This is a genomic window from Helicobacter sp. MIT 14-3879, from assembly GCF_003364125.1.
On sequence record NZ_NXLP01000008.1, the window covers coordinates 25,298 to 51,337 of the forward strand.

Here is a 26,040-nt window from a genome sequence, read left to right on the forward strand (position 1 = left end):
GCATTTTTTAAATGTAAGATTGATATAATATATAAATAATTTAATTTATTTTTATTACAAAAAAAGCAGGAGAAAAGATGATAGATTTGAAAATTTTACTTTCTGATTTTGATAATGTAAAAACTCTTCTTTTAAGTAAAAAGGTAGAATCTCAAAAACTATCTTTAGCATATAATTTAATTACTAAATATAAAGATTTAATAAAAGAGCTAGAAAATTTGCGTTCAAATCAAAATGTAAAATCAAAGCTTTTTTTTGAGCATAAAAAGCAAAATAAAGATATTAAAGAATTACAATATGAATTGTTAGAGTTAAAAAATAATATTACATCAATGGAGAGTGAGCTTAATGAAGTTAGCAATGAAATGAATGAGCTTTTATTAGCTATTCCAAACCTTCCAGATTCTAAAACACCCAAAGGAGATAGTGAGAATGATAATGTAGTAATAGATACAATTCTTACTCCAAAAAAATTTGATTTTGAGCCTAAAGAGCATTGGGAATTAGCAGAGGGGAATAAGTGGATTGATTTTGACTGTGGTGTAAGGCTTGCAAAAAGTCGTTTTAGTATTCTTCGTGGTGGTGGTGCAAAATTAAATCGTGCATTGATAAATTTTATGTTAGATCATAATTCTAGTTATGGGTTTGAAGAGATTAATACCCCTGTAATTGCAAATAAAGATTCTTTGCTATGCACCGCTCAACTACCAAAGTTTGAAGAGGATATGTTTAAAATATCAAGCTTTATTGATACTAGCACAGAATATAAAACCCAAGAAAAAGGTTATAAGGAAAAGGGGCACGAGCTTTATTTAATATCAACTGCAGAGATTTCACTGACAAATATGTATAGAGATACTATTATTCCTTTAGAAGATTTACCAATTAAATTATGTGCTTATACGCCTTGCTTTAGAAAAGAAGCAGGAAGTGCAGGCAAAGATACAAGAGGCATCATTCGACAACATCAATTTGATAAAGTAGAATTAGTGGCTATTACTACTCAAGATTCTAGTGATAGTATGCAGGATTTAATGATAGAAGTTGCAAGTGGAATTTTAAAAAAACTAAATTTACCCCATAGGCTTGTGCAATTATGCAGTGGAGATTTAGGATTTAGTGCAAGCAATACTATTGATATTGAAGTTTGGCTTCCTGGTCAGAATTGTTATAGAGAGATTAGCTCTATTTCAAATATAAAGGATTTTCAAGCAAGGAGGGGTAAAATCCGCTATAAGAATAATAAGAAAAATATTCTAGCCCATACATTAAATGGCTCATCTCTTGCAGTAGGAAGAACACTTGTAGCAATAATGGAAAATTATCAGCTTAGTAATGGGGATATTGAGATACCAGAGATATTGAGAAAATATTTGGTGTAATATGGCAGACAAAGATGTAATTAATTTAGATGAAGCTAATAGCAATATTCCAAAGAAAAATAAATTTAAAGGAATTTTTGTAAAAATTCCTGCTTTTTTAAATAAGGTTAAACCTAAATTTAGCTCTATATTTGGAGGTGCCTTTAGTAAAGCAAGAAAAATATTTCATATATTTTTTTCTAAATTACCAATCTTAAAAGAAAAGCTTAGGAATAAAAAAATACTATATTTTGCATTAGCAGTTATTGGAATCTTATTTATAGCATGGATTATCTTTTTATTAACAAATAAAGATGAATCATTAGAAGAAATTTATAAGCCAAAAGAAGTAACTATAACTTCACAATCTAATATTACAAATGTTACAAAGATTAAGCCTATACAAAAGCAGGAATTACAAGATTTAATCACAAAAGCAGCAATACTTTATAATAGTGGTCAAATATTAGGAGCATTAGATATCTATACTAATATTTCAATTTTTTCTAGCAGTATTGCTAATTTTAATTTGGGTGTTGCTAAGTTAAATACTAATTATTACAAAGATTCTATTATTGCATTTAATGATACTATAAATTCAGGTGAAAATGTAGCAGCAGCAGCCATTAACGCGGCAGTTGCCGCATATAAGCTAAATGATATTAAAATGTATGATTATTATATAAATTTAGCTAGTGGAACTATGATAGATTGGTATAATAGCCCACTTTATTCTTATCTTTATTCATTGGTAAATTATTATTCTATGAATTACTTTAATATGCTCTCATCGTTAAAAAATACCACTTCAAATTATTATGAAAAAGAAAATGCAAATCTTCTCTCAAAAATCTATCTAAACTTTAATGATGATTATAATGCCCTAAAAACTCTTCTTGATGTGCAGGATGTTAATAATAGCTTTACTATTGGCTTATTACAAGCTAGAATGGGTGAATATGACTTAGCATACGATAGAATAGATAATTATTTAAGAAATACAACCCTTGATAATCCTCAAGCTCAAATGGCGCTTGCATTAATAGAATTGAAACGTTCAAATTTTATTCAAAGTGCAAATATTTATGATAGTTTAATGCAAAAATATGATATGAAAGATTTAAATAAAATCTATCCAATAAAAATAAAATTACAAGATTCTTTATTTGATGTTAATATAATACAAAAGAATTTTTGGAATCGCTCGACTACACAAAATCTAATGTTTAGCTATAAAATTTTATTTTATTTTGCACCTTTTAGGGTGTTTGATGTTGAAGAGACTATCTCCTCCATTAGAGATGGTGGCTTAAAACTTAAAATGAATAATATAGAAGAAGCAAATAATACTTTGCTTAGTAGTGTTATGCTATCTCGTATTAACTCAAATATTACACAAGGATTAAAAGAAATATTAAATTATGATATTAATGGAGCATTAAGGATAATGAAACAAGCATCTCTTTCATATCCTAATCACCAGGTTTTGCAATATAATCTAGGCTTAATATATGCACAGCTTAATGATTTTGATAATGCAAGGAAGCACTTTTTAAAAGCATATCATTTAGATGAAAATGATATTTTAAGTGGCATATTCGCTTTAATGTGTTCAGATTTAACAAATATAGATAGGGGTAGAATCCTAAATGATATTACAAGTAGTTTTGAGTATATTAATTTTTCTTCTGATACTCAAAAGGAGTTCTATCGCTCATTGCTTAATTTTGTAAATGGAAATATATTAGATGATATGCTTTGGTTTAGTCAAAATGATAAGCAAAATGTAATTACAAATCCTATGATGAGTGCTTTAAATGCACTTTATTCTGTGGGGACTAGAGATAAATCTACCATTGTTAATGCCTTTAATGGCTTAAATAAAGCATCAAATTATGATATGGTAGCAATGATTTTAAGTAAAATAGCAAATCATTATAATGAAGATATAAAATCATTTTCATTAAACTTGTTTGATTTTTTTAAAAATGATTTAAAAAAACTAGATTTAGTTTATACAGGTCCATCTTTAGCTAGGCAGATTTATGTCTATATGGCATTTTTAGTTGGTGCAAATAGTTATGTAGATGAAATTTTGACTAATAAATTGTTAAATTCACAAGGTGATGTAAGTGGAATTTTACAGGCTTTAGCATTAAATAGTATTTATTTAAATGATTTTGAGAGAGCATTTGTTTATTATAATAGTTTGATTGATGATTATAAGCTAACTACTTCAGAGAATTATTTTTTAGCTGCGGTGTCTGCCATTGGCTCTAATCATTATGATAATGCAGTAGCACTTATTCAGCTCTCAAGAATGAACTCTAATACAAATTTAGAAGCAAGATATGCACTAGGATTGCTTCATCAAACTATTGGAAATCTAAACCTAGCTTCACTACAATTTCATCAAATCCACAAAGAAGGATTTAAATCTGATTTTTTTGATTTTGAGATTGATACTAGTAAGATTTTAGAAGAGTGAGTAATTAAGAAAAGATGAGTGATATATTAAAGGGATTAAATGATGAGCAAAGAGAAGCCGTATTACACTTGGATGGTGCATTATTAATTTTAGCAGGTGCAGGAAGTGGTAAGACAAAGACATTAACTACAAGATTAGCATATTTAATTGATGAAATTGGGATTCCTCCTAGCTCTACATTAACATTAACATTTACTAATAAGGCTGCATCAGAAATGCGTTATCGAGCATTAAGCTTAATTAAAAATAATAGCTCATTACTTCCTCTTTTATGCACTTTTCATAAATTTGGACTTTTATTTTTAAAATTTAATATGAGTTATTTAAATAGAAGCACAAATTTTATCTTACTTGATAATGATGATAAGAAAAGAATTTTAAAATTATTTAATAAAAATATTCCTATAAGTATGCTATCAAGCGAGATTTCAAGAATGAAAAATTGGCTAATCACACCAGATGAAGCATATATTAAAGCACAGGATAATATTTATAAAAATATAGCAAAGATATATGCTTCTTATAATAAGTATTTATTAGAAAAAAATATGGTTGATTTTGATGACCTACTTCTTCTTAGTTATGAGATTTTAGATAAGAATTTAAGTCTTTGTAAAGAGGTTAGTGCTAAATATAGTTATATTATGGTTGATGAATATCAAGATACAAATGAGCTTCAATATAAGATTCTTAAAAAATTGACACTAGAACATAGCAATATTTGTGTAGTTGGTGATGATGACCAAAGTATTTATGGCTGGAGAGGTGCTAATATTAATAATATTTTAGATTTTGAGGATAATTTTGTAGATTCTAAAATTATTAAATTAGAGAAAAATTATCGCTCAACAAGCCAGATTTTAGATGTAGCAAATAAGCTTATTAATTTTAATATAAGACGATTAGGTAAAGAACTTAAAAGTATAAAAGGTAATGGTAAAGATGTAGAATTATTAGAATTTTTAGATGAAAGAATTGAGGCTATTAATATAGCAAATAGAATTAGAAAATTATTAGATAATGGAGTTAGTGCTAGTAAAATAGCTATTCTATTTAGATTAAATGCTCTAAGTAGAAGTATTGAAGATGGGTTAAATAAGGCAAATATACCATATAGATTAATTGGTGCTATGAGATTTTATGAGAGGGCAGAGATTAAAGATATTTTAAGTTATTTTAGACTTGTAGTAAATCCAAATGATGATTTTTCTTTCTTAAGGATTGTAAATCGCCCAAAAAGAGGCATAGGAAAAGTTACACAAGATAAATTAGAACAATTTATACAAGAAAAACAAATCTCAATTTATAAAGCTATAAATGAATACAAAAATGAGATTCCACTACAAGCAAAGCATATATCTATCATAACTAGTATTTTTGATATGATAAATGAATTAAGAGAAACTTTAGAAGATTCTACAATTGGGTTTTTGGATTTATTTAAAGATAGTATTAATATTTTAGATACTTTTGAAAATATACAAGATGAGATTGATAGAGAAGCAAATATTGATGAATTTTATGGCTTTTTTAGGGATTATATAATCCAAAATCCAACAGCTAGTTTGGAGGATTTTTTAAATGATATTTCACTTAATAGCGATGATGAAAATGATATTAATAATTTAATTTCTTGCATGAGTATTCATTCTAGTAAGGGGTTAGAGTTTGATTATTTATTTGTAATTGGATTAGAAGATGGATTCTGTCCAATAATAAGTGATAATACAGATATCGAAGAAGAAAGAAGACTTGGATATGTTGCATTTACTAGGGCAAAAAATGAGCTTGTATTATCTTATGTAAAATCAAGATATTATAAAGGCAAAAGGACACAACTTCAACCCTCAAAGTTCTTGAGCGAGTGTGGGTTAATAGGCAGAAGTATAAATTTAGATAAAACAAAAGGGTTTAAGAATAATGATCTTGTTATTCATAAAGTTTTTGGTGCAGGTAGGGTTATTAGCGTTAGTGATAGTGGTAGAGATAGTAAGCTTAGAATAAACTTTGGTGGCGTAGTTAGGGATATTCTATCATCTTTTGTGATAAAGGCTTAATATTATGAAAAAAATTATTTTGTTATTTTTATTTGTTTTTACATTTGGGGAGGATGCCACATCTCTAAATTCTATTACCACTGAAGTTAAAAAATTAGTAGAAAATAAATTTTTAAAATATTATAAAAATTATAATATTCAAATAAATTATCTTGAAGTAAGCCCTGTAATGGATAATAATTTAGATAAATATAGCATTGATAAAGTTATTTTTGATGATAGGGATTTAAGAAAAGATAGCGGTAATTTTGAAGTATATTTATATCATAATGAAAAGAAAAAAAAAGTTTTTTTTAATTTTAGCATTAATGCAATTATTGATTCTCTAACAGCAACAAATAGCATTAAGAGTGGCGAGGTAATAAATTCTAATAATACTACTATTTCACAAATTCCAATTACTAGAAATATGATTTTACCTGTAAGTAAGGATATATTAGATAAATATTCTGCAAAAAGCTTTATTAGCTCTGGAAGTAGTATAATTAGCTCAAAAATTACTCCTAAAATTATAGTCTCAAAAGGTGATATTGTAGAGGTTACTTATAATATAGGAAATATTAATATTTTATTTAATGCAAAAGCCCTAGAAGATGGCTCAATGGGGCAGAGCATAAAAGCTCAAAATACTCAAAGTGGAAAGAATATAAATATTATAATATTAGGTCCTAAGAATGCTAAAATCAATCAGTAAGAAATCCTAATGAAAATAAATAAATTAGTAATTGCAATATCTGGTGCAAGTGGAGTAAGTCTTGGATTAAAATTTATAGAAAAATTATTAAAATATGCTATAAATACTGAAGTTTTTATAGTGGTCAGTAATGGTGCAAAGGTGGTTTTGCAAAAAGAAATGAATATAGAGCTAAATACAGAATCTCTAAAATCTATACTAAAAATTAAAGGAAATAATTTAGATTCTATGGAATCTAGAATTATTTTTTGTGATAATAATAGGCTTGATTCTTCAATTTCATCTGGGTCTTTTGGTGTGGATTCTATGGCTATTATTCCTTGTAGTATGAATACTCTAGCAAAAATTTCTTGTGGAATTAGTGATACATTGATTTTAAGATGTGCTGCTGTTTGTTTAAAAGAAAGCAAGTTGCTTCTCTTAGCACCTAGAGAAATGCCTTTTAGTAGCATAGCTTTAAATAATATGCTTGCATTATCAAAACTAGGAGTGATTATATCTCCACCAATTTTAGGATATTATTCTAATGTTTCAAGCTTAGAGGAAATGGAGAATTTTTTATTTGGTAAATGGCTAGATAGCTTGAAGATAGATAATGATTTATATAAGCGTTGGAGGGGATTATGAAAGCAATATATCCAGGGACGTTTGATCCTATTACAAACGGGCATTTAGATATAATTAAGAGGTCGTTAAAAATTTTTGATACTTTAATTATTGCAGTGGCTTACTCAAGTGATAAAAATCCTATGTTTAGCCTACAAGATAGAGTAGAGATGATAAAATTAAGTATAGAAGATTATAAAAACATACAAGTAGAGCCTTTTTCTAACTTATTAGTTGATTTTGCACTAGAGAAAGATTCTATGATATTTATACGAGGTCTTAGGGCTGTGAGTGATTTTGAATATGAATTTCAAATGGGCTATGCTAACTCTTCTTTAAATCAAAATATAGAAACTATATATTTAATGCCATCACTTAAAAATACTTTTATTAGTTCAAGTGTAGTTAGAAGTATATTAAAGCATAATGGAAGAATTTCACATTTAGTTCCTAATGGGGTGGTTTCATTCTTAGAAGATAAAGAGAAATAATAATGTATGTAGTTTTAGAGGGAGTAGATACTACAGGTAAAAGCACACAAATTGAGTTATTAAAGGGTGTTTATAAACAATCTATCTTTACAAAAGAGCCAAGTGATAGTGTCTTTGGTAAAAATATTAGAGAATTAGCTTTATATGGAGGGCTTTGTAATAAAACTCAAACTATGCTATTTCTTGCAGATAGGGCAAAGCACGCACAAGATATTCTTTATCCTAATTTAAATAAATTAATAATTAGCGATAGAAGTCTTATCAGTGGAATTGCCTATTCATCACTCAATTTTGATCTATTAGTTAAGATAAATTTAGAACTTTCTCCATTGCCTAATTTAGCAATAATATTAAAGACGAATGAAAAAATCTTGCAATCTCGTTTAAGTAAAAAAGAAAATGATAATATTGAACAAAATGGCATTACCTATTTATTGAATATACAAGATAGGCTAATAGAGACTGTAAAAAAACTAGGTATTGATTTTTTATGTTTGTCTTGCGATTTGGATAGAATTGAGATTTTAAACTTAATTTGCCAAAAAATAAATTCTAAGCTTTAATTATGAAATGTTTGATTTGTGAAAAATTTAGCTTAAAATTATTTTGTAAAGGATGTAGTTTGGGACTTAAATTATCTCCTCAAAAAAGAATCTTAAATGATGGATTTATCATATATAGCTTTTATGAATATCAAAATATAGAATTTCTACTAAAAACTAAATACTACCTTATTGGAAATAAGATATATAAATTTTTATCAAACAAAGCAGTGAAGTATTTTAGAGATAATATAAATGGAGATTTTAGTAAAATTTATTCTATAGGCATTGATGATAGGGTAGATTCATTTTATTCTCACTCTGGGGTTATTGTAAGAGAATTCTCTGAGATTTTTAAACCACTTTTTGGTGTCTTAAAAGCAACTAATAATATTCATTATGCTGGTAAAAATTTGCAATATAGAAAAGACAATAAAAAAGGTTTTATTTATAATTGGAGAAATAATATAGATGTAATTCTTATAGATGATGTAATTACTACAGGTTGTAGTATAATAGAAGCTAGAGAGTGTCTTTTGAATCATAATGTAAGGGCGTTGTTTGCCATAACATTAAGTGATGCAAGGGTAAATCTTTAATCTATTTATTTTTTTTACTAATATATATATTAATGCTCTCTACTATAAGAGAAAATGTCATAGCAAAATAAATATAAGCCTTTGATATATGAAAATTAACTCCTTCTGCAATAAGTGTAACACCAACAAGTATTAAAAATGCTAATGCAAGAATTTTTATTGTAGGATTCTCATCTACAAATTTTGCAATATATTTTGATGCAAACAGCATAATTAATATAGCTATTATAACGGCTAATATCATTACCATCAAGTGTTCTGCCATACCAACTGCAGTTATAACCGAATCTAGTGAAAATACAATATCTAAAATTGAGATTTGAATTAAGATTCCAAAAAAATTAGCATTTTTATTTTTATTAAGCATTACCTCCTCTTTATTTTGCATTTGAGAATGAATTTCTTTTACACTTTTCCAAATAAGAAATAATCCTCCCCCAATAAGTATTAAATCTTTTCCTGAAATTTCTTCCCCAAAAATACTAAATAAAGGTTCTACTAATCTCATAATCCAAAAAATTGATATTAAAAGTAGGATTCTGCTAAACATAGCTAAAGTAAGCCCTATGATTCTAGCCTTATCCCTTTGAGATTGTGGAAGATTGGTTACTAAAATGGCAATAAATATTATATTATCAATGCCTAATATAATTTCTAATAAGGTTAGTGTAATTAGAGCAATCCAAGCGTTTGGTTCCGCTAACCAACTGAAATTAAAAAGTTCCACTTACAACCAACCCTTTTTCTTAAAATATACAATTGGGATAATTGTTGAGATTATCATTACAAGTAGCACAATAGGATAGCTATATGTAAAATCTAATTCAGGCATATGTGTAAAATTCATACCATAAATTGTCCCAATAAGTGTTGGCGGCATCATAGCTACTGTTACAACGGTAAAAATTTTTATAATTTTATTTTGTTCAATATTAATTTGTGATGCAAATAATGCGTGTATATTATCTAGAGCATTCATATTTGCTACACAAAAGTCAATAAGAGAATTCAAGTCTTTTACAATGGTAGTAATACTGCTTTTAACATCAAAGTCAAGCTTATTGCTACTTAATAAAGCAGTTAAAGCTCTTCTTTTATCAAATAAAGAATCTCTAAGCCTTGTATTTACATCCTGTAAATTTGAAAGATAACCTAAAACCTCATTATAATCATAGATATTTTCAAACACCCCTTTTCTGAGTTCTCTAATGTCTCTAGTAAAATTTTCAATTATATCTGCATCTTTCTCAACTCTAACTTCAAATATTTTGCTAATTAAATCAAATCCATCTTCAAAGTATCTAGGGCTTGCAAGCACTCTTTGCTGAATTTCATCAAATATCTTAAATTCACTATATCTAATGGTAAAAAGCATATTTTTACAAAGCAAAAATGTGATAGTTTCATCTTTTAGGCTTTCTTCTCCTAGTTTTATTAAAAATCTAGTATTTATTGTTATGCTATCTTTATCTTCCCAATATCTTGCACTACTTTCGATCTCTTCTCTTTCTTCTTTGTTTGGAATTTCTATATCATATATTTTTGATATATGAGCTATTTCATCTATTGTTGGGTTTAATAAATCAAGCCAAAGTATAGACTTAGAGGCTATATCTTCACCTTCATTGTAAGTTTGCTTTATTACTAATGAATTTTGTTTTGCAAATATACTCACCATTTTATTATTACCTACTTTTTATCTAAAACTTCAAATGCGGGTAAAATTTTCCCCTCCAATAATTCTAAAGATGCTCCACCACCTGTTGAGATAAAGCTCATATTATCAATTTCTCCAGCTTTTTCTACTGCATCTGCCGTATCTCCTCCACCAATTAAGCTAAATGCGTATGTATCAGCAATATAATGTGCTAAGTTATATGTTCCGCGCGAGAATTGCCCTATTTCATAGATTCCAATAGGTCCATTCCAAATAATAGTTTGACTATCGCGAATTACCTCTCCAAAAAGTTTAATACTAGCAGGCCCAGAATCCACAGCCATATATCCTTCATGTATATCTTGTGAAGGAGTTATTTTAATGTTTTTATGCTCTTTAATATCATCAGTGGATACAACATCTACAGGGAGATAAATTTTTACTCCCTTTTCCTTAGCATGGCGTAGGATTCTCCTAGCTTCTTCAAGTAAATCATCTTCTGTTATTGATTTTTGCATATCATAACCTATGGCTTTTAAGAAAGTATTACTCATAGCACCGCCAATAATTATTTTATCAACTACATCTAATATATTGTCTAATAGAGCTAGTTTCGAAGAAACCTTAGAGCCACCCACTATTAAAAGAACGGGTTTTATAGGGCTGGTTAGAGCTTTTGAAAAAGAATCTATTTCTTTTTTCAATAAAAGCCCAGCAACTTTTTGTTTTGCAAATTTTGCTATTCCATAAGTTGATGAGTGTTTTCTATGACTTGTTCCAAAAGCATCATTTATAAATATATCACATATCCCAGCAAGTTGTTTAGATAAGAATTCATCATTTTTTTCTTCTCCTTCATAATATCGAATATTTTCTAAAAGAATTACAGATTTAGTCTCCATAGTGGCAATAATGCTAGGAACACTATCAACTCTTTCAGTAAAAACAACAGATTTATCAAGTAATCTTTCTAGTCTTTTTACAATATGTTTTAGTGAATATTTAGAATCTTTTCCTTTTGGACGCCCTAAATGACTAACTAAAATAATATGTTTTGCTCCATTATCAATACAATAGTTAATTGTAGGAATGGCTTCTCTTATCCTCTTATCATCAGAAATATTAAAATCAGAATCCATAGGCACATTAAAATCTACCCTAATTAATATCCTTTTGTCTTTAATATCAATATCTCTAACACTTTTTACATTTTGCATAAATTCTATACTTTTTGCCATTAGCTCTCCTTGCACATATTAAGTTTAGATTCTACTAAAACTTATCTTTTATAATTCTAAGGTTTAAAATATTATATTTATCTTGTTTTATAATACTTGTTATGAAAGATAATAAGAGGTATATTTTCAAGCTTAAAAGCTTGAAAATATAAATTAATGAAATGAGAGATAAGGGAAAATGAATTTAATCCAAGGGATTCCAACTAACATATATATTACCATATATATAAAAGCAAAAATTCCACCTAATAAGAAAAATTGAGGACCTTTAATATAATTACTACCAAACCATAAAGGTGAACAGCCTGTTCCATAAGGAGTAATAACCCCCATAAATCCCATAGGTAAAGCAAGAATTAACATAATTTCGGCAGGATTTGCTCCTTTAATTGAACTAGCAAGACTTACAAAGATAGCTATAATAGCAGTTACATAAGCTGTACCCGAAGCAAAAAAGTATCTTAACCAAGAGAAAAGCAAAAGCAGTAAAATCATTGCTATAAAAGGAGTGTATCCAGAAAGCTTTGATCCTAGCGAATTAGCTAAAAAATCTAAGAAACCTACATTTTTTAACCCTCCTGCCATAGTAACTAGAGTTGCAAACCAAACAAGAGTATTCCAAGCAGCTTTATTTCCTAAAAAATCCTGCCAAGTAATAACTTTACAAGCTATCATTAAAACTATCATAATTAAGGCTGTTGTTGTAGCATTAATTTTAAAAAAACTTGCTCCTATCCAAAGTATTAGACCGATTAATGCAATAATAACCATAAAAATCTGGCTTTTTGGCATTGCCCCTAATGCTTTGTATTTTTCCTTTGCCCAAATAGCTATTTCTTTTGAACCACGAATTTCTGGTGGATAGATAAAGTATCCAAGTAATGGAGTTATTATAAAAAGTATAATTCCTACTGGTAAAAACGCCAAAAACCAGCTAAGCCAATCTACTACTTGAACCCCTCCCTTATTAATAAGGGATAATGCAAGAGGGTTTGGGGCTTGTCCTGTTAGAAAAATTGAGCTTGAAACACAAGCACTAGCTAATCCTATCCAAATCAAATAAGCACCAATTTTTCTAGGATTTTTATCTGCATAGCTTTCAAACATTGGTGCAACACTTGTTACAACAGGATATACAGTTCCACCACTTCTAGCAGCGTTGCTAGGTATAAATGGAGCTAATATTAAATCTACAATTGCAATAGCATACCCTAAGCCAAGTGTAGATTTTCCAAGTTTAGATACAAGATAAAGGGCAATTCTTTCTCCTAATCCTGTTTTTGAAAAACCAAGCCCTATTGTAAAAGCTGCAAAAATCAGCCACACAACAGAATCTGAAAAGCCGGCTAGTCCCCACTTAATAGCTTCTGCATCTTTAATTATAGTCTCAATATTTCCAGATCCCGTAGGTCCTACTTTAAAAATAACTGCTATGGTAATAGCAATAACTCCGATTAACGCAGGTGGTATAGGTTCTAAAATAAGCCCTATTATAAGCCCAATAAAAATACTTAAATAAAGCCAAGTATTATTGCTTAAGCCTTCTGGAGTTGGAATAATATACAATGCTAACGCAAATACAATGGGTGCCAATAGTTTGACATAGAACATAATTTCCTCCTAATAATTGATTGTTTTAAAACCACTTTAAAATTTTTACTTTTGTTTTCTTTTGTTACCTCCTTATTGCTAGATTTAATATTTTTTAAGTTTTTAAATTGTTTTTAATATTTTATCTATTTTCTACAAATAATATATTTGTTTTTTTGCTTAAAAATAAACATATTATATAAATGATTAAACATACTATAAAAAAGCCACATAGTATATAACTAGGTTGTAACATTTTAAAATCAAACATTATTATAATAATTATATAATTTACTAAGATAAGTGAGCTAGCAAGACCAAAGAGTGAGTGATATTCCCTTTTTAGCATTGATTTAAATGAGAATGTTGAATTTGAATGTGAATAGTTTTTAAATGATGGAATAAAACAAGGAGTATTGTTTGCCCAAATTATATATTCATCTTTAAATTTTTCGCTTAAAAAAGCTTCTTCTGCATAAATTATTCTCTCATAATAAAGCCAAAATATCACTATAAAAAATAATACAAAAATCCAATTCCCAACCAAAATTACAGGGCTAAGCATCATTAAAAAATTTCCTAAATATAGTGGATTTCTGCAAGTAGAATATAAGCCTTTTGTATTTAAGACAGATGCTTTTTGTTCTTTTGTATTGCGTCCAGAAGTATCTTTAGGGACAAATCCAGCAACTAATATTCTAATGCTTTGTCCCAAAAGCCCAACAAAGATAGCAAAGATAATTAAGGCATTATTGTAATATCCAATATTTGAATTATTAATTATGTCTTTTATAGATACATTTACATAACTAACTATTTCTATTTTATATAGAGGTGAGCCAAAGCTAAAAATAACAAACATAAAGATAGGAATTAATATTAATGGTAAATAGCTTCTATTTCTAAATAAAAAATCGCCATCTTTTTTAAATCTATCGCAAAGTCTCATAAACTCTCCTTATAAATTGATTTTAAACATAATACTCGCTTGAGTTATATTTGGTATAGCTTCTTTCCCTTTATGTGTATTTAAGACATGTATAATTATGTTTGTTATTGGTGTGATACTCCAATCAAAATAAAGATTTACTTCACCTTGAGAAAATCTTTTATTATCATTTCTTAAAATCTTAAAATTATTATATCCATATACCAAATATATATCTAAGAAGCTTGCACTATAGCCAATTTTCCCCCATACTAAATTTAGTGCTCTGTTATAATTTAGGGCATCACCACTCCAATAGAAAAAAGGATTAAAGCTATTTCCACTAATTTGCAAACTTCCTATACCAGAATTTTTGGAGGTATTTATATAGCCTATATTTCCATAGAATCTACCATATTGTGAATCAAAATTTAGACCAATATCTGCATGGGCTAAGTAACTATTGTTATTAAACTTGCTATATTGATGTTCAAATCCATTAATAAAACCAGCTGAAGCATTAAAGTAATCTAAATCAATTAGTATTTTTGCTGCAACAAAGCTATAAATTTTTGGAGAAGTTAGTCCATAGGCTTTAAGTTTAAGCCATTTAAATACTTCAAAAGTAAGCCCTATATAATAAGCACCACCATATTTGCTATTCCCTATTATATTTCCTAAATTATCATACCTCTTAATTTTTTCAAATCCACTTAAGTCTCTATCCAGCACTTTTCCATATTGATTCATATATATTGCATCAATTAATAAATAACCTAAGCTTTTATTGCTAATCCACACACCATCAAAATGATTTAAGAGCATATCAGTGCTATTTTCTATCCTTCCTGCTTTTATGCTAGTATCACCATCAAAATATTCTAAATAGCTTCTTGCAATCATAGCTTTATTGTTATCCCAAAAATCTCTAGCTGTAGTCCCTTTTCCCCCTATATAAATAGCATTTTTCTTTTGTTCCCATAGAGGCAATGCACCACGAAATCCAATGTGAATTCTGAAATATTCATAAAAAGCACTTTTGTAATAAAGTCCAAATGTAGTAGCTAGGTATCCTCCTGTTTGATATTTATTATTTTTGTTTGGCTTTGAGCTAGTGTAGTCAAAAAGTAAGTTTATATCACCCTCTTTGTTTCCATTTTTAAGTGCCTCTATAAAACTATTAGCATATATATTTGCAATGAATAAAAATATTAATAGAAAAAATTTCAAATACTCCCCCTCTTTTGAAAATTAAAACCATATATTATCTAGTAATCTAACATTATTAATCCTAACTGCAAGTAATAATAAAGAAGAATCTTTTTGTATCTTTTGAATTGGCTCTAAATTATAATTTACAACATTGCAATAATCAACATCAAAATCTAGTAGATTTTTTTTTATAATATTTTCTAATACATTAGATTCTACTTCACCTTTTTTTATAGCTTCTTTTACTAGATTTATAGATTGTGGGATTTTTAATGCTAGATTATAAGAAGCGGAATCTAGGTAGGTATTTCTAGAACTTAGAGCAAGATTATTGCAATCTCTTATAATAGGACAACCAATTATATTAATATCTAGGAATAAATCATTCACCATTTTTTTAATAATCAATAATTGTTGTGCGTCTTTTTTCCCAAAATACGCATTATTTGGCTTGATAAGATGAAAGAGTTTTATTATAATCCTTAATACTCCACTAAAATGTCCATTTCTAATTGAGCCTTCAAATACATTAGCTAAATTTATAGGAGGAATTAAATTTGTTTCATCACTATGTGGATACATTTCATTTACACTAGGAATAAAGATAGCATCAACCCCAGCATTTTTGCATAATTCTATATCTTTTTCTTCATTTCTAGGATATTTATTTAAATCCTCATTAATGCTAAATTGTGTAGGATTGACAAATATAGACACAATGCTTTTATTGTTATGTTTTTTTGATTGCTCTATTAATGATAAATGCCCATTATGTAAAGCCCCCATTGTAGGAGTAAAGCCTATGTTATTATCTTGAGATTCTCTCCATTGTTTTAGCTCTTTAATACTTCTTAAAATTATCATTTGGCTTCCTTTAATTTAGAGATAATATATTTTGTTATTAAAATTGGATCTTTACTATTATAAATAGGCCTGCCAATGACAATAAAATCACTTTTTTGTTTCAATGCAGCATTAATTGATGAGATTCTTTTTTGGTCGTCTTTGAAATCATCCATAATTATTCTATTATTAAAATCACTGCTAATAGGGCGTATTCCTGGTGTTAGAGTTAGGATATTATTGATATTATTTTTTATAAATCCACTCTCAAGAGGAGAGCATACAATGCCATTAATACCACATTCACTTGCAATAGTAGAAAAATTTAATATCGCCTTATTAATTTCATCATTATAAATTTCTTTAAATTCTTCTTTACTAAAGCTAGTTAAAGCACTGACAGCAAATACTAATGAAGAGCTATTATCTTTTAGATAGTTTGCAATATCACTCATTGCTCTCCTACCGCTACTAGCGTGTATCGTAATCATAGATACATTTAATTTTATAATCTCTTTTATAGAATCTAGCATTGTGTTTGGTATATCATAAAGCTTTAAATCTAAAAAGACTTTAAATCCAAGATCCTGTAATTCTTTTATGAAAGTAACTCCATCTCTAATAAAGCTCCTAAGTCCAACTTTAAGGTATAAATCATTTAAATTATTTTTAGCTAGATTCTTACATAATGATAAATTTTGTTCTCTAGTCTCTAAATCAAGAGCTATGATTAGCTTAGTTTTGCTCATTTTTATCTTTATTAGAAGCATTTTTATTTACAGCATCTAATACACCATTTATAAATTTTGGAGTATTATCATCACCTAGAATCTTAGAAATTTCTATTGCTTCATTTATTATTATAGGGGTATCGGTGTTGCTATATAAAATTTCATAAACTCCTAGTCTAAGTATGCACTTATCAATAATTCCTAATCTATCAAAATCCCAACTTTTTAGTGTGCTTTTAATTGCTTTATCAATAGTGCTTAGATTTTCTATAACACCATTAAATAGTCCTTTTGCAAAGTCAGCTTGAGCATTTCTTATTTTTCTATTTTTCATTAATTCATCTACAAATTTAAAAATATTATCATTGCCTAAAGAATAAGCATATAAAAGTTCAATTACCATCTCTCTTGCGTGAGTTCTAGTAGCCATTAAATTTTCTTGTATAAATTGATTAATTCAATTAATGAAGTCATAGCTTCAAAACCTTTATTTCCAACTTTACTTCCAGCTCTCTCAATAGCTTGTTCTATGCTATCAGTAGTTAGAAGTCCAAAGCTAACACAAGCATTGTGTTTTATTGTAGTATTTGCAATACCCTTTGTAGCTTCAGCACTTACATAATCAAAATGTGGTGTTGCTCCTCTAATTACTGCACCAATACAACAAATTCCATCAAAATTACCTTTTGTTAAAATATTATTTAAAACAAAAGGAATTTCATATGCACCGGGAACTAAGAATAAAGCTAAATTCTCCTCTTTACCTCCGTGTCTAATAAAGCTATCTCTTGCTCCTTCAGTTAATCTATCAGTTATTATGTGATTAAACCTTGAAGCAATGATAGCTATTTTTTCATTTCCACTTAATTTTAATTCACCTTCTATTATTTTCATACTAACTCCTTAATTTTGATTAATGTATCTAATAAACTATCTATATCCTTTGAAGCTATCATATTGCTTCCATCACTAAGTGCGTTTTTAGGGTCATTATGGGTTTCAATGAAATATCCATCTACACCAACGGCAGCAGCCGCCCTAGCTAGTATTGGGGCAAATGAGCTATCCCCAGAGCTTTTTCCTCCACCCATACCGGGCATTTGCACACTATGCGTTGCATCAAAAATTACAGGAGCAAATTTTCTCATTATAATTAAACTTCTCATATCAACAACTAAATTTCCATATCCAAAGCTACTCCCCCTCTCTGTTAGCCATACATTTAATCTTTTTGATGTTTCATAATCTGCATTCTCGCCACCTCTGGTTTTTATAGCTTTTAATATTGCATATTGCATATCAATAGGGTTCATAAATTGCCCCTTTTTTATATTTATTATTTTATCTGTTTTAGAAGATTCTACTATCAAATCAGTTTGACGACAAAGAAGTGCAGGAATTTGTAATATATCAGCAACTTCAGCGGCTAATTCTACTTGATAACACTCATGAATATCAGTAATTATTTTATAGCCAAATTCTTTTTTTATTTCATTTAAAACTTTTAGTCCCTCTTTTATCCCAATACCACGAAAATTTTCCAAGCTAGTTCTATTTGCTTTATCAAAACTAGCTTTGAAATAGAAATCAATTTTTGGATTATTAGCAATAGTTTTTAAGTCTTTTGCAATAATTTTTATTTTATCTAAACCTTCTACTACACAAGGTCCTGCCATTAAAATTAACTTTGTCATATCTTAATCCTTAAAAAATTAATTAATTTTTATTTTTGATATTTATTTTGTATTGGTCTAAATTCTCTTTTTATCATATTATAGTTTAAAATCTCCCCTGTCTCAATAATATAATACCATCCATAAATATTAAGCTCACCAGAATCAAACTTTTCTTCTACAAATGGATATGTTATTAGGTTCTCCAATTGATATTCAATATTAATTTGTTCTGTTAGCCATACTCTTTTTGATATAGAATTTGGTTTTAACTCTTCTACACGTTGTTTTACAGGGTTTAGTAGCTCAAGCCATTTTTGCACATAGGGAGTAGAGGAGAGTTGTTGCTTACTTTCATAAATAGCAGAGCAAGCACCACAATTACTATGACCACATATAATAATATTTTTTATATTTAATATAATTAGTGCATATTCAATAGCAGAGGTAGTCGCTAAATATCCACTTCTAATATTAGAATCTTCTTTGTATGGAGGGACTATATTGCCTACATTTCTTATAACAAATAAGTCTCCAGGAAGTGTATTTGTAATTAAATTTGGTACAACCCTTGAATCTACACAAGAAATAAATAATGTATGAGGATTTTGCTCTTGTTTTAGATTCTCATATAATTCTTTATGATTTAAATAATCTTCTTCTTTAAATTTGACAGCACCCTCAAAGAGTTCCCTCATTTATTTTCCTCATTTTGTATTTTATTAATTATTTCTTTTGCTTTTATTTCTCTATCTTTTATATCACCAACAAAACTAAAATTAATATCAACTCTACGATTTTTTGCCCTACCTTCCGAATTATTATTATCAGCTATTGGATTAAAGTAACTATCTCCACCAACTTGCATTATATTTGATGGCACTCCTAATGATAGTAGATATTGTGCCACACTTAAAGCCCTTTTATTTGATAAATCCCAATTATCGATAGGACTTCCTTCTTTGTATTGTAAGTTATCAGTATTTCCTATAATTCTTAAATTTAAAATATCTTTGTAATGTTCTATTTCCATTGATAGACGTTGTAGAAATAATTTACCACTATTATTTGAAATAGCCGCACTAGAAATATTAAATAGTAAGTCATCAGGGATTCTAATAATAAATCCATCTTCGGATTCTTCTAAGCCAATACCTGGACCATTAGAAATCTCAGTCATTTCTGAATATTCAGCCATTAGAGAAGCAAATATATTCATAACATCTACTTTTGGGCTATCAGTAGTTATTGGTGAGGCTTGAATATCACTTGGTTTTGTTATTTCTGTTTCTACACCATTTTCTAATATTGATAATGCACCTTGTAATGAACCAACAGCTTGTCTAACCTTTTCTTTATCAAATGTTGCCATAGATAAAAGCAAGATAAAAAATGTTAAAAGCAAACTCATTAAATCGCCAAAAGTCCCTAACCATAATGGAAGACCATCTGGTTTTTTCTTTGGTTCTAGTTTTTTTCTAGCCATTTTTACCCTTGAATTTTTGATACAATTATAACAATATTTTAACTTGAAAGTTTTTAAATGGCAGATATAATCAGTTTTATAACACAAACAGTAGGAAGCTTAGGATATATAGGCATTTTTTTTATGATGTTTTTAGAATCTAGCTTTTTTCCATTTCCTTCAGAAGTAGTTATGATTCCTGCTGGGTATTTGGTATATAAAGGCGAGATGAATGTATATATAGCTGTTTTAATGGGAATATTAGGCTCTTTAGTGGGGGCTTTATTTAATTATTTTTTAGCATTAAAATTTGGAAGAATCTTTGTTCTTAAATTTGGAAAATATTTCTTTTTCGATGAGAATACTATGTATAAAATGGAGAATTTTTTTGTAAAACACGGAGAAGTTAGCACTTTTGTTGGTAGGCTAATTCCTGTGATTAGGCAGTATATATCTTTACCTGCAGGACTTGCAAAGATGAATTTAGCAAAATTTAGCTTTTATACTAGCTTTGGTGCAGGTATTTGGGTTATTATATTAACAATATTAGGATATTATGTTGGTGCAATTTTTAGTGCCCAAATGAATGTTGGTGATATTATACATACATTTATTTCTAGCAATCTTACACAAGAAGAAGAGCAGATTAAATCCTATGTAACACAAGCTGTAATTTTTAGTTTAGCTAGTGTTGCTTTAATTGTTAGTGTTTATGTTTTTTATAGCAAAAAGAAATAAATTACATTAAATTTTTTGTAATCAAAATCTAAGAATTTATAGTTTTTGCTATATATAATTAAAAACTATGATATATAAAGTAATTAATACAAGTATAAAGAGATATTATATATTTAACATTTATTATTTAAGCTAGTAAATAGCAATTATTGTTACTTTTATTATATAGAAAAATCTTGTTGCTAATGCTTTTTTTGAGTAAGTAAAAGATAAATGAACTTACATAAGCATTTTAAAACTAACATTCAAAAAGCAGAATCATTATTTATACAAATGATATACAACCTTGATATAATTTTAAAGAAAGCTATAAGATAGCAAGATGTTAAGCATTTTAAAAATATTGCTTATAAAAAACCTTAATATATTTACTTAAATGATGGCAGAAAACCAAATTGCTTTAGTAATAGAAGCTAAATATTATTTATAAAAGTATATAAAAATTATTAAAAACTATATAAAAGATTAAAATTATTAGGCATAATTAGCAATAATTTTTTTATTTAAAGGGGTGTTAGCTCAGCTGGGAGAGCACAACGCTGGCAGCGTTGAGGTCAGGGGTTCAATCCCCCTACACTCCACCATAATAATTTTTAAAATAAAAGTTTAGAATTCTCTTATTTTAGATTCTACCTTATCAATTATCCAATCAGGCGTAGAAGCTCCTGCTGTTATGCCACATACTTTTTTACCATCAAACCATTTTTTTTGTAGTTCTGTTTCATCTTCTATACAATAGCTATCTTTACAATATTGAAGTGATATATTTAAAAGTTGTTTTGTGTTTGAGCTATTTTTACCCCCAACAACGATTAAAATATCTACTTCTTGAGCAAGTATTTTAGCTGCTTCTTGATTTTCAAAAGTAGCATTACAAATTGTATTAAAAACTCTTACTTCAGGACAAATAGTTATTAAGTGATTTGCTACTTCTAAGAAATGATGAATATTTTTTGTAGTTTGAGAAATTAGAGCTATTTTTGAATTGTTATTAATATTTTTAATATCTTTTTTATTTAATATTACTTGAAAAGGCGTTGTGCAGTAGCTTGCTACTCCCTTTACTTCTGGATGATTTTCATCACCAAATATTATTATTTCATACCCTTCTTTGCTCATTTCTTCACAAATTTGTTGTGGTTTTTTTACAAAAGGGCAGGTTGCATCAACTATATTGATATTTGAGTTTTTTAGTTTTTTAAAATCATCTTTTTGAATTCCGTGTGTGCGTATAATAACACTAGTATTATTGTCAATATTATTAATATCTGTTTTCACATTTACACCAAAGTTGAATTTTAATCTATCAATTTCTTTTTGATTGTGGATTAGTGGTCCTATGCTAATTGCATTTTTATTTTGTTCTGCTAGTCTTATAGCCCTCTTTACCCCAAAACAAAATCCATATTTAGCTGCTCTTTTAATTTCCATTAATATTTTCCATATACATAAAATTTTTAATAATATCTAAGAAGTTTGGAAAAGATATATCAATACAAGAGGAATCTAGTATTTCAACCTCACATAATGCCCCAATTACTGCAAAACTCATAGCAATCCTATGGTCTCCATAGCTATTAATTTGTATCCTTTTGCTTGGTATTTTAAATCCACCATTAATAATAAAGCCATCGTCTTTTTCTTTACAATCTACACCAAATTTAATTAAATTCGAAATTGTAGCTTTTATTCTATCACTTTCTTTTACTCTTAATTCACTAGCATTTTTAATTTCACTTTTTCCATTGGCAAATGCAAATATAATAGCAAGAGCAGGTATTTCATCAATTAACCACGATATATTTTGAGATATACTTACACCCTTTAGAGTAGATTTTTTTGATATGCTAATATCGCCTATATCTTCATACTGTGAGCTAATTTTTGTTATCTCTATTTTTGCCCCCATTTTTTCTAGCACTCTAAAGGCTTCTATACGAGTTTTATTTAATAGCATATTTTTTATTGTAATCTTAGAATCTTTTACTATCAAAGCTAGAATGGCAAAATAAAATGCACTTGAAGGATCTGCTGGAATATCAATATCAAGTGGATTAAGAGAGTTTTTTATAGGATAAATTATAAGTTTATTATCATTTATCTCTATTTTTGCCCCCATTCCAAGTAACATTCTTTCACTATGGTCTCTACTTAATGATATTTCACTGAAGTAACTTTCTTTTTTAGCAAATAGTGCAGATAAAATCATAGCACTTTTTACTTGAGCAGATGATATATTGCTGTGGTAATTAAAAGATTCTATGTTTTTTCCAATTATAGTGATAGGGGCTAGAGAATTATTCTTTCTTGCAGTTATATTTGCACCTATGTTATTTAAAGGTTCAATTATTCTACTCATAGGGCGAGAGCGAAGATATTTATCTCCACTTAGCACAAAATAACCTTTTTGAGTAGCAAGTAATCCTATATAAAGTCTAATGGCAGTCCCAGCATTTCCACAATCTAATAAGTCATTGGGCTCTATAATAATATTTTTATCTCTAAGCAAAGTTATTTCTTTAATATTGCTATTTTTGTTAATGTTATCAATGCTGTTTATAATTTTAGATTCTATTCCATTATTTATTTCTACTTGCATTCCTAATTTCATTGCTATTTTTAATGTATTTAGCGTATCTTCTCCAAGCAAAAAATTTCTAACTTTATTTTTTTTTGCACTTAAGAAAGAAAAAATTATACTTCTATGTGATATTGATTTATCACTTGCAATATTATCGATTACTGCATTAATCGGTGATGTTATTGTTGGTTTTAATATTGTATTTCTCATCTAAGTATAGCCTTAAATTCTTGCTTTAAAAATTCTATTATTTCATTATTTTGTATTTCTTCTGTTTTTAGGGTGGAATCTTTAGATTGAAATATTATTTTGAAACTAAGACTGATTTTATCGCCAAACCTATCATTTGTATAAATATCAAGAGGAATGATTGATTGAATATAGCTAAAATTTCGTCTAAAAATAGCCTCTTTAATCTGACCAAAACTAATATTTTTATCAATTAGAATACTAAATTCTCTGCTTAAACTTTGATATTTAGAAAATTCTTTAAATTTTGGCGGTTGTAATACTTTTAATAAATATTCAAGCTTAATTTCACAAATAAAACAATTGCTATTTATTTCTAGCTTATTTGCTATGTATGGATTTAATTTACCGATAAAACCAATTTCAACACCATTTTTATTAATACAAGAGCATATCCCTTTATGGTAGAGATTATTTGCATTTATTGTGTTTTTTAGGCTAAACTCACCTATAATATCACTTATTTGTGATGTAAATGAGTAAAAATCCCAAAATTCTCCTTTTGTTTTAGGGTATTGTGGTATATCTTTATATTCACTTACTACAAAAGCTAAACTTTGAGATTCATTTCTTAATTCATCATAAATACTTCCTATTTCAAATAATGCGATTCTTTCATAACCATAATTTATATTTCTTACAGCAGAATCTAACATTGCAGGTATTAGAGAACTCCTAAGAGTGTTTAATTCATTTGTAATTGGATTTTTAATATCTAGTTTATCTTCTAACACAGGTAGATTGTAGGATTTAAGAATATCTTTTTGATAGAATACATAATGTATGCACTCAAAGAATCTATTTGCTATTGCCTTTTGTGCAATATTTCTCTTAATCTTATATATTTTATAGTTTATATCAATATTAGTTGAATGATTAAAATTTTGTGGAATAGAAGCTATTGAATTAATCCCCTTAATCCTTAATATTTCTTCAGCAATATCTTGAATACTAGTTATATCCTGCCTTTGTAAAGGAGGTATAGCAGAAATAAAACTATCATCTGCTGCAGAATTTATAGTGAAGTTCATTTTCTTTAAAATAGAAGCTATATCTTCATTCTTGATTGTATTGCCAATTATTGTATTTATATCATTAAATTTAAAAGAAATTCTTTGTTGTGGATATTTTTGAAGTAATTGTTGTGTAGATGAATAAATAATGCTATTTGACATTGATGAAATCTCATAAGATAAGAATACTATACCATCTTCTAATAATGGAGAACTGCCTCTTTTGCTAATATATGAGATATATTCATCAGTTTTTAGATTATTATTAAATATTGCTTCGGATATATAGTTAGAGGGAATAAAGCTTGCTTCGAATACAACTAAGCTTGAATTTTCATTCGCACTATATTTAGAATTTGCAAAAGCACCTATACTAGATAGTTTATTATCTTTAAAATATACGCTCTCAATTCCATTTTCATCTCTTTTTATATTCAAAATAATCTTATCATCTATATCTTGGTAAGTGTCAAACTTATAAGCATTTATTATTACCCCTGTCATATATGTAGTAAATCTTATAATATTATGCAATAAATCATTAGTTAAAATATCACAAAATGCTAGATTTAGCTTTAGGCTCGCAGTATTTATTAGCCCTTGCAGTTTTACTACTTTGTAACATACTGATGAATTTAAATTATTTTCAAATTGTATATTTAAGATTCTACCAATTCCAGGAGCTATTTCATTTTTCTTTTCTTTTTCTTTAAATATTTTTAAATTTAGATTAAAAACTACGGATAAATCCATAGCAATTCCAATCAAACTTAAGCAATCACCTCTATTTGGTGTTATGTTTATTTCAAAAATACTATCATTAAATATTTCATATTCACAAAGTTCTTTTCCTAGCACTATCTCACCAATACTAGAATCTAATACAAAAATACCATCATCTATTTTAGGTAATCCAAGCTCTGTGCTAGAACATATCATTCCACAGCTCTCAATATCTCTAATTATGCTTTTTTTAATTACTAATTTATCTAATCTTGTATCGATAGTTGCAACAGGGACAAATTGGCTTTTTTCTACATTCGATGCACCACATACTATTTGTAAAACTTCATTTCCAATATCAACTTTACAGACATTTAATTTATCTGCATTTGGGTGCTTTGTCTTTTCTAGTATTTTTCCTATAACTACACCTTTTGGGATAGTTAAGTTAAGCTTAGATTCTACTTCTAGACCAATATCATTTAATGTATTATAAAGCTTATCATCATCAATCTTGGATATATCAATAAGTTTTGATAGTAAATTTCTACTAAATTTCAT

The 26,040-nt window shown here is 27.9% G+C and carries 25 protein-coding genes and 1 tRNA gene; 10 read left to right on the forward strand and 16 right to left on the reverse strand.

Going from position 1 to position 26,040, the window contains the following annotated elements; all coding sequences use genetic code 11:
- Nucleotides 1–77: 77 nt before the first annotated feature.
- From serS to CQA44_RS06165, 8 genes are read left to right on the forward strand one after another with little or no spacing between them, the layout of a single operon-like run.
- A complete protein-coding gene (serS, locus tag CQA44_RS06130; protein ID WP_115546408.1) occupies nucleotides 78–1,382 on the forward strand; it encodes a serine--tRNA ligase in 1,305 nt (434 codons plus the stop codon).
- 1 nt (nucleotide 1,383) lies between these two features.
- Entirely contained in the window at nucleotides 1,384–3,849 is a 2,466-nt protein-coding gene (locus CQA44_RS06135) for a tetratricopeptide repeat protein (RefSeq protein WP_115546409.1), read from the forward strand.
- 14 nt (nucleotides 3,850–3,863) lie between these two features.
- The gene (locus CQA44_RS06140; RefSeq protein WP_115546410.1) at nucleotides 3,864–5,906 is read left to right on the forward strand and encodes an ATP-dependent helicase; all 2,043 of its coding nucleotides are present in this window, start codon (nucleotides 3,864–3,866) and stop codon (nucleotides 5,904–5,906) included.
- Nucleotides 5,907–5,910: 4 nt separating this feature from the next.
- Nucleotides 5,911–6,600, forward strand: coding sequence for a flagellar basal body P-ring formation chaperone FlgA (flgA, locus tag CQA44_RS06145; RefSeq protein WP_115546411.1), 690 nt, complete (start codon nucleotides 5,911–5,913; stop codon nucleotides 6,598–6,600).
- Between the two features lie 9 nt (nucleotides 6,601–6,609).
- Nucleotides 6,610–7,227 carry a UbiX family flavin prenyltransferase gene (locus CQA44_RS06150; RefSeq protein ID WP_115546412.1) on the forward strand — a complete coding sequence of 206 codons (618 nt, stop codon included), beginning with the start codon at nucleotides 6,610–6,612 and terminating at the stop codon, nucleotides 7,225–7,227.
- The gene (coaD, locus tag CQA44_RS06155) at nucleotides 7,224–7,697 is read left to right on the forward strand and encodes a pantetheine-phosphate adenylyltransferase (protein ID WP_115546413.1); all 474 of its coding nucleotides are present in this window, start codon (nucleotides 7,224–7,226) and stop codon (nucleotides 7,695–7,697) included. Before CQA44_RS06150 ends, coaD begins: the two co-directional genes overlap by 4 nt.
- Nucleotides 7,698–7,699: 2 nt before the next feature.
- Nucleotides 7,700–8,260 carry a dTMP kinase gene (gene tmk / locus CQA44_RS06160; RefSeq protein WP_115546414.1) on the forward strand — a complete coding sequence of 187 codons (561 nt, stop codon included), beginning with the start codon at nucleotides 7,700–7,702 and terminating at the stop codon, nucleotides 8,258–8,260.
- A gap of 59 nt (nucleotides 8,261–8,319) precedes the next feature.
- Nucleotides 8,320–8,838 carry a ComF family protein gene (locus CQA44_RS06165; RefSeq protein ID WP_115546415.1) on the forward strand — a complete coding sequence of 173 codons (519 nt, stop codon included), beginning with the start codon at nucleotides 8,320–8,322 and terminating at the stop codon, nucleotides 8,836–8,838.
- Between the two features lies 1 nt (nucleotide 8,839).
- Here the strand turns inward: CQA44_RS06165 and CQA44_RS06170 are convergent, their stop codons facing one another.
- The 13 genes from CQA44_RS06170 to CQA44_RS06230 form a co-directional block, all read right to left on the reverse strand.
- The gene (locus CQA44_RS06170) at nucleotides 8,840–9,565 is read right to left on the reverse strand and encodes a TerC family protein (RefSeq protein ID WP_115546416.1); all 726 of its coding nucleotides are present in this window, start codon (nucleotides 9,563–9,565) and stop codon (nucleotides 8,840–8,842) included.
- Entirely contained in the window at nucleotides 9,566–10,516 is a 951-nt protein-coding gene (gene corA / locus CQA44_RS06175) for a magnesium/cobalt transporter CorA (protein WP_115546417.1), read from the reverse strand.
- An 11-nt stretch (nucleotides 10,517–10,527) separates the two neighbouring features.
- Nucleotides 10,528–11,733, reverse strand: coding sequence for a phosphoglycerate kinase (locus tag CQA44_RS06180; protein ID WP_115546418.1), 1,206 nt, complete (start codon nucleotides 11,731–11,733; stop codon nucleotides 10,528–10,530).
- Nucleotides 11,734–11,886: 153 nt separating this feature from the next.
- Entirely contained in the window at nucleotides 11,887–13,344 is a 1,458-nt protein-coding gene (locus tag CQA44_RS06185; RefSeq protein ID WP_115546419.1) for a DASS family sodium-coupled anion symporter, read from the reverse strand.
- Between the two features lie 121 nt (nucleotides 13,345–13,465).
- The gene (locus CQA44_RS06190) at nucleotides 13,466–14,272 is read right to left on the reverse strand and encodes an isoprenylcysteine carboxylmethyltransferase family protein (protein ID WP_115546420.1); all 807 of its coding nucleotides are present in this window, start codon (nucleotides 14,270–14,272) and stop codon (nucleotides 13,466–13,468) included.
- A 9-nt stretch (nucleotides 14,273–14,281) separates the two neighbouring features.
- A complete protein-coding gene (locus CQA44_RS06195) occupies nucleotides 14,282–15,481 on the reverse strand; it encodes an Opr family porin (RefSeq protein WP_115546421.1) in 1,200 nt (399 codons plus the stop codon).
- 21 nt (nucleotides 15,482–15,502) lie between these two features.
- Entirely contained in the window at nucleotides 15,503–16,327 is an 825-nt protein-coding gene (gene panC / locus CQA44_RS06200; RefSeq protein WP_115546422.1) for a pantoate--beta-alanine ligase, read from the reverse strand.
- Complete coding sequence (gene pyrF / locus CQA44_RS06205) at nucleotides 16,324–17,055, reverse strand: orotidine-5'-phosphate decarboxylase (protein WP_220272146.1); 732 nt, start codon at nucleotides 17,053–17,055, stop codon at nucleotides 16,324–16,326. Before pyrF ends, panC begins: the two co-directional genes overlap by 4 nt.
- Nucleotides 17,042–17,467 carry a transcription antitermination factor NusB gene (gene nusB, locus CQA44_RS06210; protein ID WP_115546424.1) on the reverse strand — a complete coding sequence of 142 codons (426 nt, stop codon included), beginning with the start codon at nucleotides 17,465–17,467 and terminating at the stop codon, nucleotides 17,042–17,044. The genes pyrF and nusB overlap by 14 nt, the downstream gene beginning before the upstream one ends.
- The gene (gene ribH, locus CQA44_RS06215) at nucleotides 17,467–17,931 is read right to left on the reverse strand and encodes a 6,7-dimethyl-8-ribityllumazine synthase (RefSeq protein WP_115546425.1); all 465 of its coding nucleotides are present in this window, start codon (nucleotides 17,929–17,931) and stop codon (nucleotides 17,467–17,469) included. The genes nusB and ribH overlap by 1 nt, the downstream gene beginning before the upstream one ends.
- A complete protein-coding gene (gene kdsA, locus CQA44_RS06220) occupies nucleotides 17,928–18,731 on the reverse strand; it encodes a 3-deoxy-8-phosphooctulonate synthase (protein ID WP_115546426.1) in 804 nt (267 codons plus the stop codon). The genes ribH and kdsA overlap by 4 nt, the downstream gene beginning before the upstream one ends.
- Before the next feature lie 29 nt (nucleotides 18,732–18,760).
- Nucleotides 18,761–19,408, reverse strand: a complete 648-nt coding sequence (locus CQA44_RS06225; RefSeq protein ID WP_115546427.1) for a carbonic anhydrase — start codon at nucleotides 19,406–19,408, stop codon at nucleotides 18,761–18,763.
- Entirely contained in the window at nucleotides 19,405–20,196 is a 792-nt protein-coding gene (locus CQA44_RS06230; RefSeq protein ID WP_115546428.1) for a flagellar motor protein MotB, read from the reverse strand. Before CQA44_RS06230 ends, CQA44_RS06225 begins: the two co-directional genes overlap by 4 nt.
- A 57-nt stretch (nucleotides 20,197–20,253) precedes the next feature.
- On the opposite strand from CQA44_RS06230, the gene CQA44_RS06235 reads away from it, so the two are divergent.
- Together CQA44_RS06235 and CQA44_RS06240 are read left to right on the forward strand one after the other, a co-directional pair.
- Nucleotides 20,254–20,913 carry a DedA family protein gene (locus CQA44_RS06235; protein ID WP_115546429.1) on the forward strand — a complete coding sequence of 220 codons (660 nt, stop codon included), beginning with the start codon at nucleotides 20,254–20,256 and terminating at the stop codon, nucleotides 20,911–20,913.
- A 508-nt stretch (nucleotides 20,914–21,421) separates the two neighbouring features.
- Nucleotides 21,422–21,497, forward strand: a tRNA-Ala gene (locus tag CQA44_RS06240).
- A 22-nt stretch (nucleotides 21,498–21,519) separates the two neighbouring features.
- Here the strand turns inward: CQA44_RS06240 and CQA44_RS06245 are convergent.
- The 3 genes from CQA44_RS06245 to pheT are packed head-to-tail and all read right to left on the reverse strand — an operon-like array spanning nucleotide 21,520 to nucleotide 26,040.
- Nucleotides 21,520–22,344, reverse strand: a complete 825-nt coding sequence (locus CQA44_RS06245) for a 4-hydroxy-3-methylbut-2-enyl diphosphate reductase (protein WP_115546430.1) — start codon at nucleotides 22,342–22,344, stop codon at nucleotides 21,520–21,522.
- A complete protein-coding gene (gene aroA / locus CQA44_RS06250) occupies nucleotides 22,334–23,704 on the reverse strand; it encodes a 3-phosphoshikimate 1-carboxyvinyltransferase (protein ID WP_115546431.1) in 1,371 nt (456 codons plus the stop codon). The genes CQA44_RS06245 and aroA overlap by 11 nt, the downstream gene beginning before the upstream one ends.
- Nucleotides 23,701–26,040: a phenylalanine--tRNA ligase subunit beta gene (pheT, locus tag CQA44_RS06255; RefSeq protein WP_115546432.1), complete on the reverse strand. Its 2,340-nt coding sequence runs from the start codon at nucleotides 26,038–26,040 to the stop codon at nucleotides 23,701–23,703. The genes aroA and pheT overlap by 4 nt, the downstream gene beginning before the upstream one ends.

Excerpts from the sequence above, each read along its gene's own strand:
- serS (WP_115546408.1), top strand. The coding sequence starts at position 78 with ATGATAGATTTGAAAATTTTACTTTCTGATTTTGATAATGTAAAAACT.
- CQA44_RS06135 (WP_115546409.1), top strand. The coding sequence starts at position 1,384 with ATGGCAGACAAAGATGTAATTAATTTAGATGAAGCTAATAGCAATATT.
- CQA44_RS06140 (WP_115546410.1), top strand. The coding sequence starts at position 3,864 with ATGAGTGATATATTAAAGGGATTAAATGATGAGCAAAGAGAAGCCGTA.
- flgA (WP_115546411.1), top strand. The coding sequence starts at position 5,911 with ATGAAAAAAATTATTTTGTTATTTTTATTTGTTTTTACATTTGGGGAG.
- CQA44_RS06150 (WP_115546412.1), top strand. The coding sequence starts at position 6,610 with ATGAAAATAAATAAATTAGTAATTGCAATATCTGGTGCAAGTGGAGTA.
- coaD (WP_115546413.1), top strand. The coding sequence starts at position 7,224 with ATGAAAGCAATATATCCAGGGACGTTTGATCCTATTACAAACGGGCAT.
- tmk (WP_115546414.1), top strand. The coding sequence starts at position 7,700 with ATGTATGTAGTTTTAGAGGGAGTAGATACTACAGGTAAAAGCACACAA.
- corA (WP_115546417.1), bottom strand. The coding sequence starts at position 10,516 with ATGGTGAGTATATTTGCAAAACAAAATTCATTAGTAATAAAGCAAACT.
- CQA44_RS06180 (WP_115546418.1), bottom strand. The coding sequence starts at position 11,733 with ATGGCAAAAAGTATAGAATTTATGCAAAATGTAAAAAGTGTTAGAGAT.
- CQA44_RS06185 (WP_115546419.1), bottom strand. The coding sequence starts at position 13,344 with ATGTTCTATGTCAAACTATTGGCACCCATTGTATTTGCGTTAGCATTG.
- CQA44_RS06190 (WP_115546420.1), bottom strand. The coding sequence starts at position 14,272 with ATGAGACTTTGCGATAGATTTAAAAAAGATGGCGATTTTTTATTTAGA.
- panC (WP_115546422.1), bottom strand. The coding sequence starts at position 16,327 with ATGATAATTTTAAGAAGTATTAAAGAGCTAAAACAATGGAGAGAATCT.
- pyrF (WP_220272146.1), bottom strand. The coding sequence starts at position 17,055 with ATGAGCAAAACTAAGCTAATCATAGCTCTTGATTTAGAGACTAGAGAA.
- nusB (WP_115546424.1), bottom strand. The coding sequence starts at position 17,467 with ATGGCTACTAGAACTCACGCAAGAGAGATGGTAATTGAACTTTTATAT.
- ribH (WP_115546425.1), bottom strand. The coding sequence starts at position 17,931 with ATGAAAATAATAGAAGGTGAATTAAAATTAAGTGGAAATGAAAAAATA.
- kdsA (WP_115546426.1), bottom strand. The coding sequence starts at position 18,731 with ATGACAAAGTTAATTTTAATGGCAGGACCTTGTGTAGTAGAAGGTTTA.
- CQA44_RS06225 (WP_115546427.1), bottom strand. The coding sequence starts at position 19,408 with ATGAGGGAACTCTTTGAGGGTGCTGTCAAATTTAAAGAAGAAGATTAT.
- CQA44_RS06230 (WP_115546428.1), bottom strand. The coding sequence starts at position 20,196 with ATGGCTAGAAAAAAACTAGAACCAAAGAAAAAACCAGATGGTCTTCCA.
- CQA44_RS06235 (WP_115546429.1), top strand. The coding sequence starts at position 20,254 with ATGGCAGATATAATCAGTTTTATAACACAAACAGTAGGAAGCTTAGGA.
- CQA44_RS06245 (WP_115546430.1), bottom strand. The coding sequence starts at position 22,344 with ATGGAAATTAAAAGAGCAGCTAAATATGGATTTTGTTTTGGGGTAAAG.
- aroA (WP_115546431.1), bottom strand. The coding sequence starts at position 23,704 with ATGAGAAATACAATATTAAAACCAACAATAACATCACCGATTAATGCA.
- pheT (WP_115546432.1), bottom strand. The coding sequence starts at position 26,040 with ATGAAATTTAGTAGAAATTTACTATCAAAACTTATTGATATATCCAAG.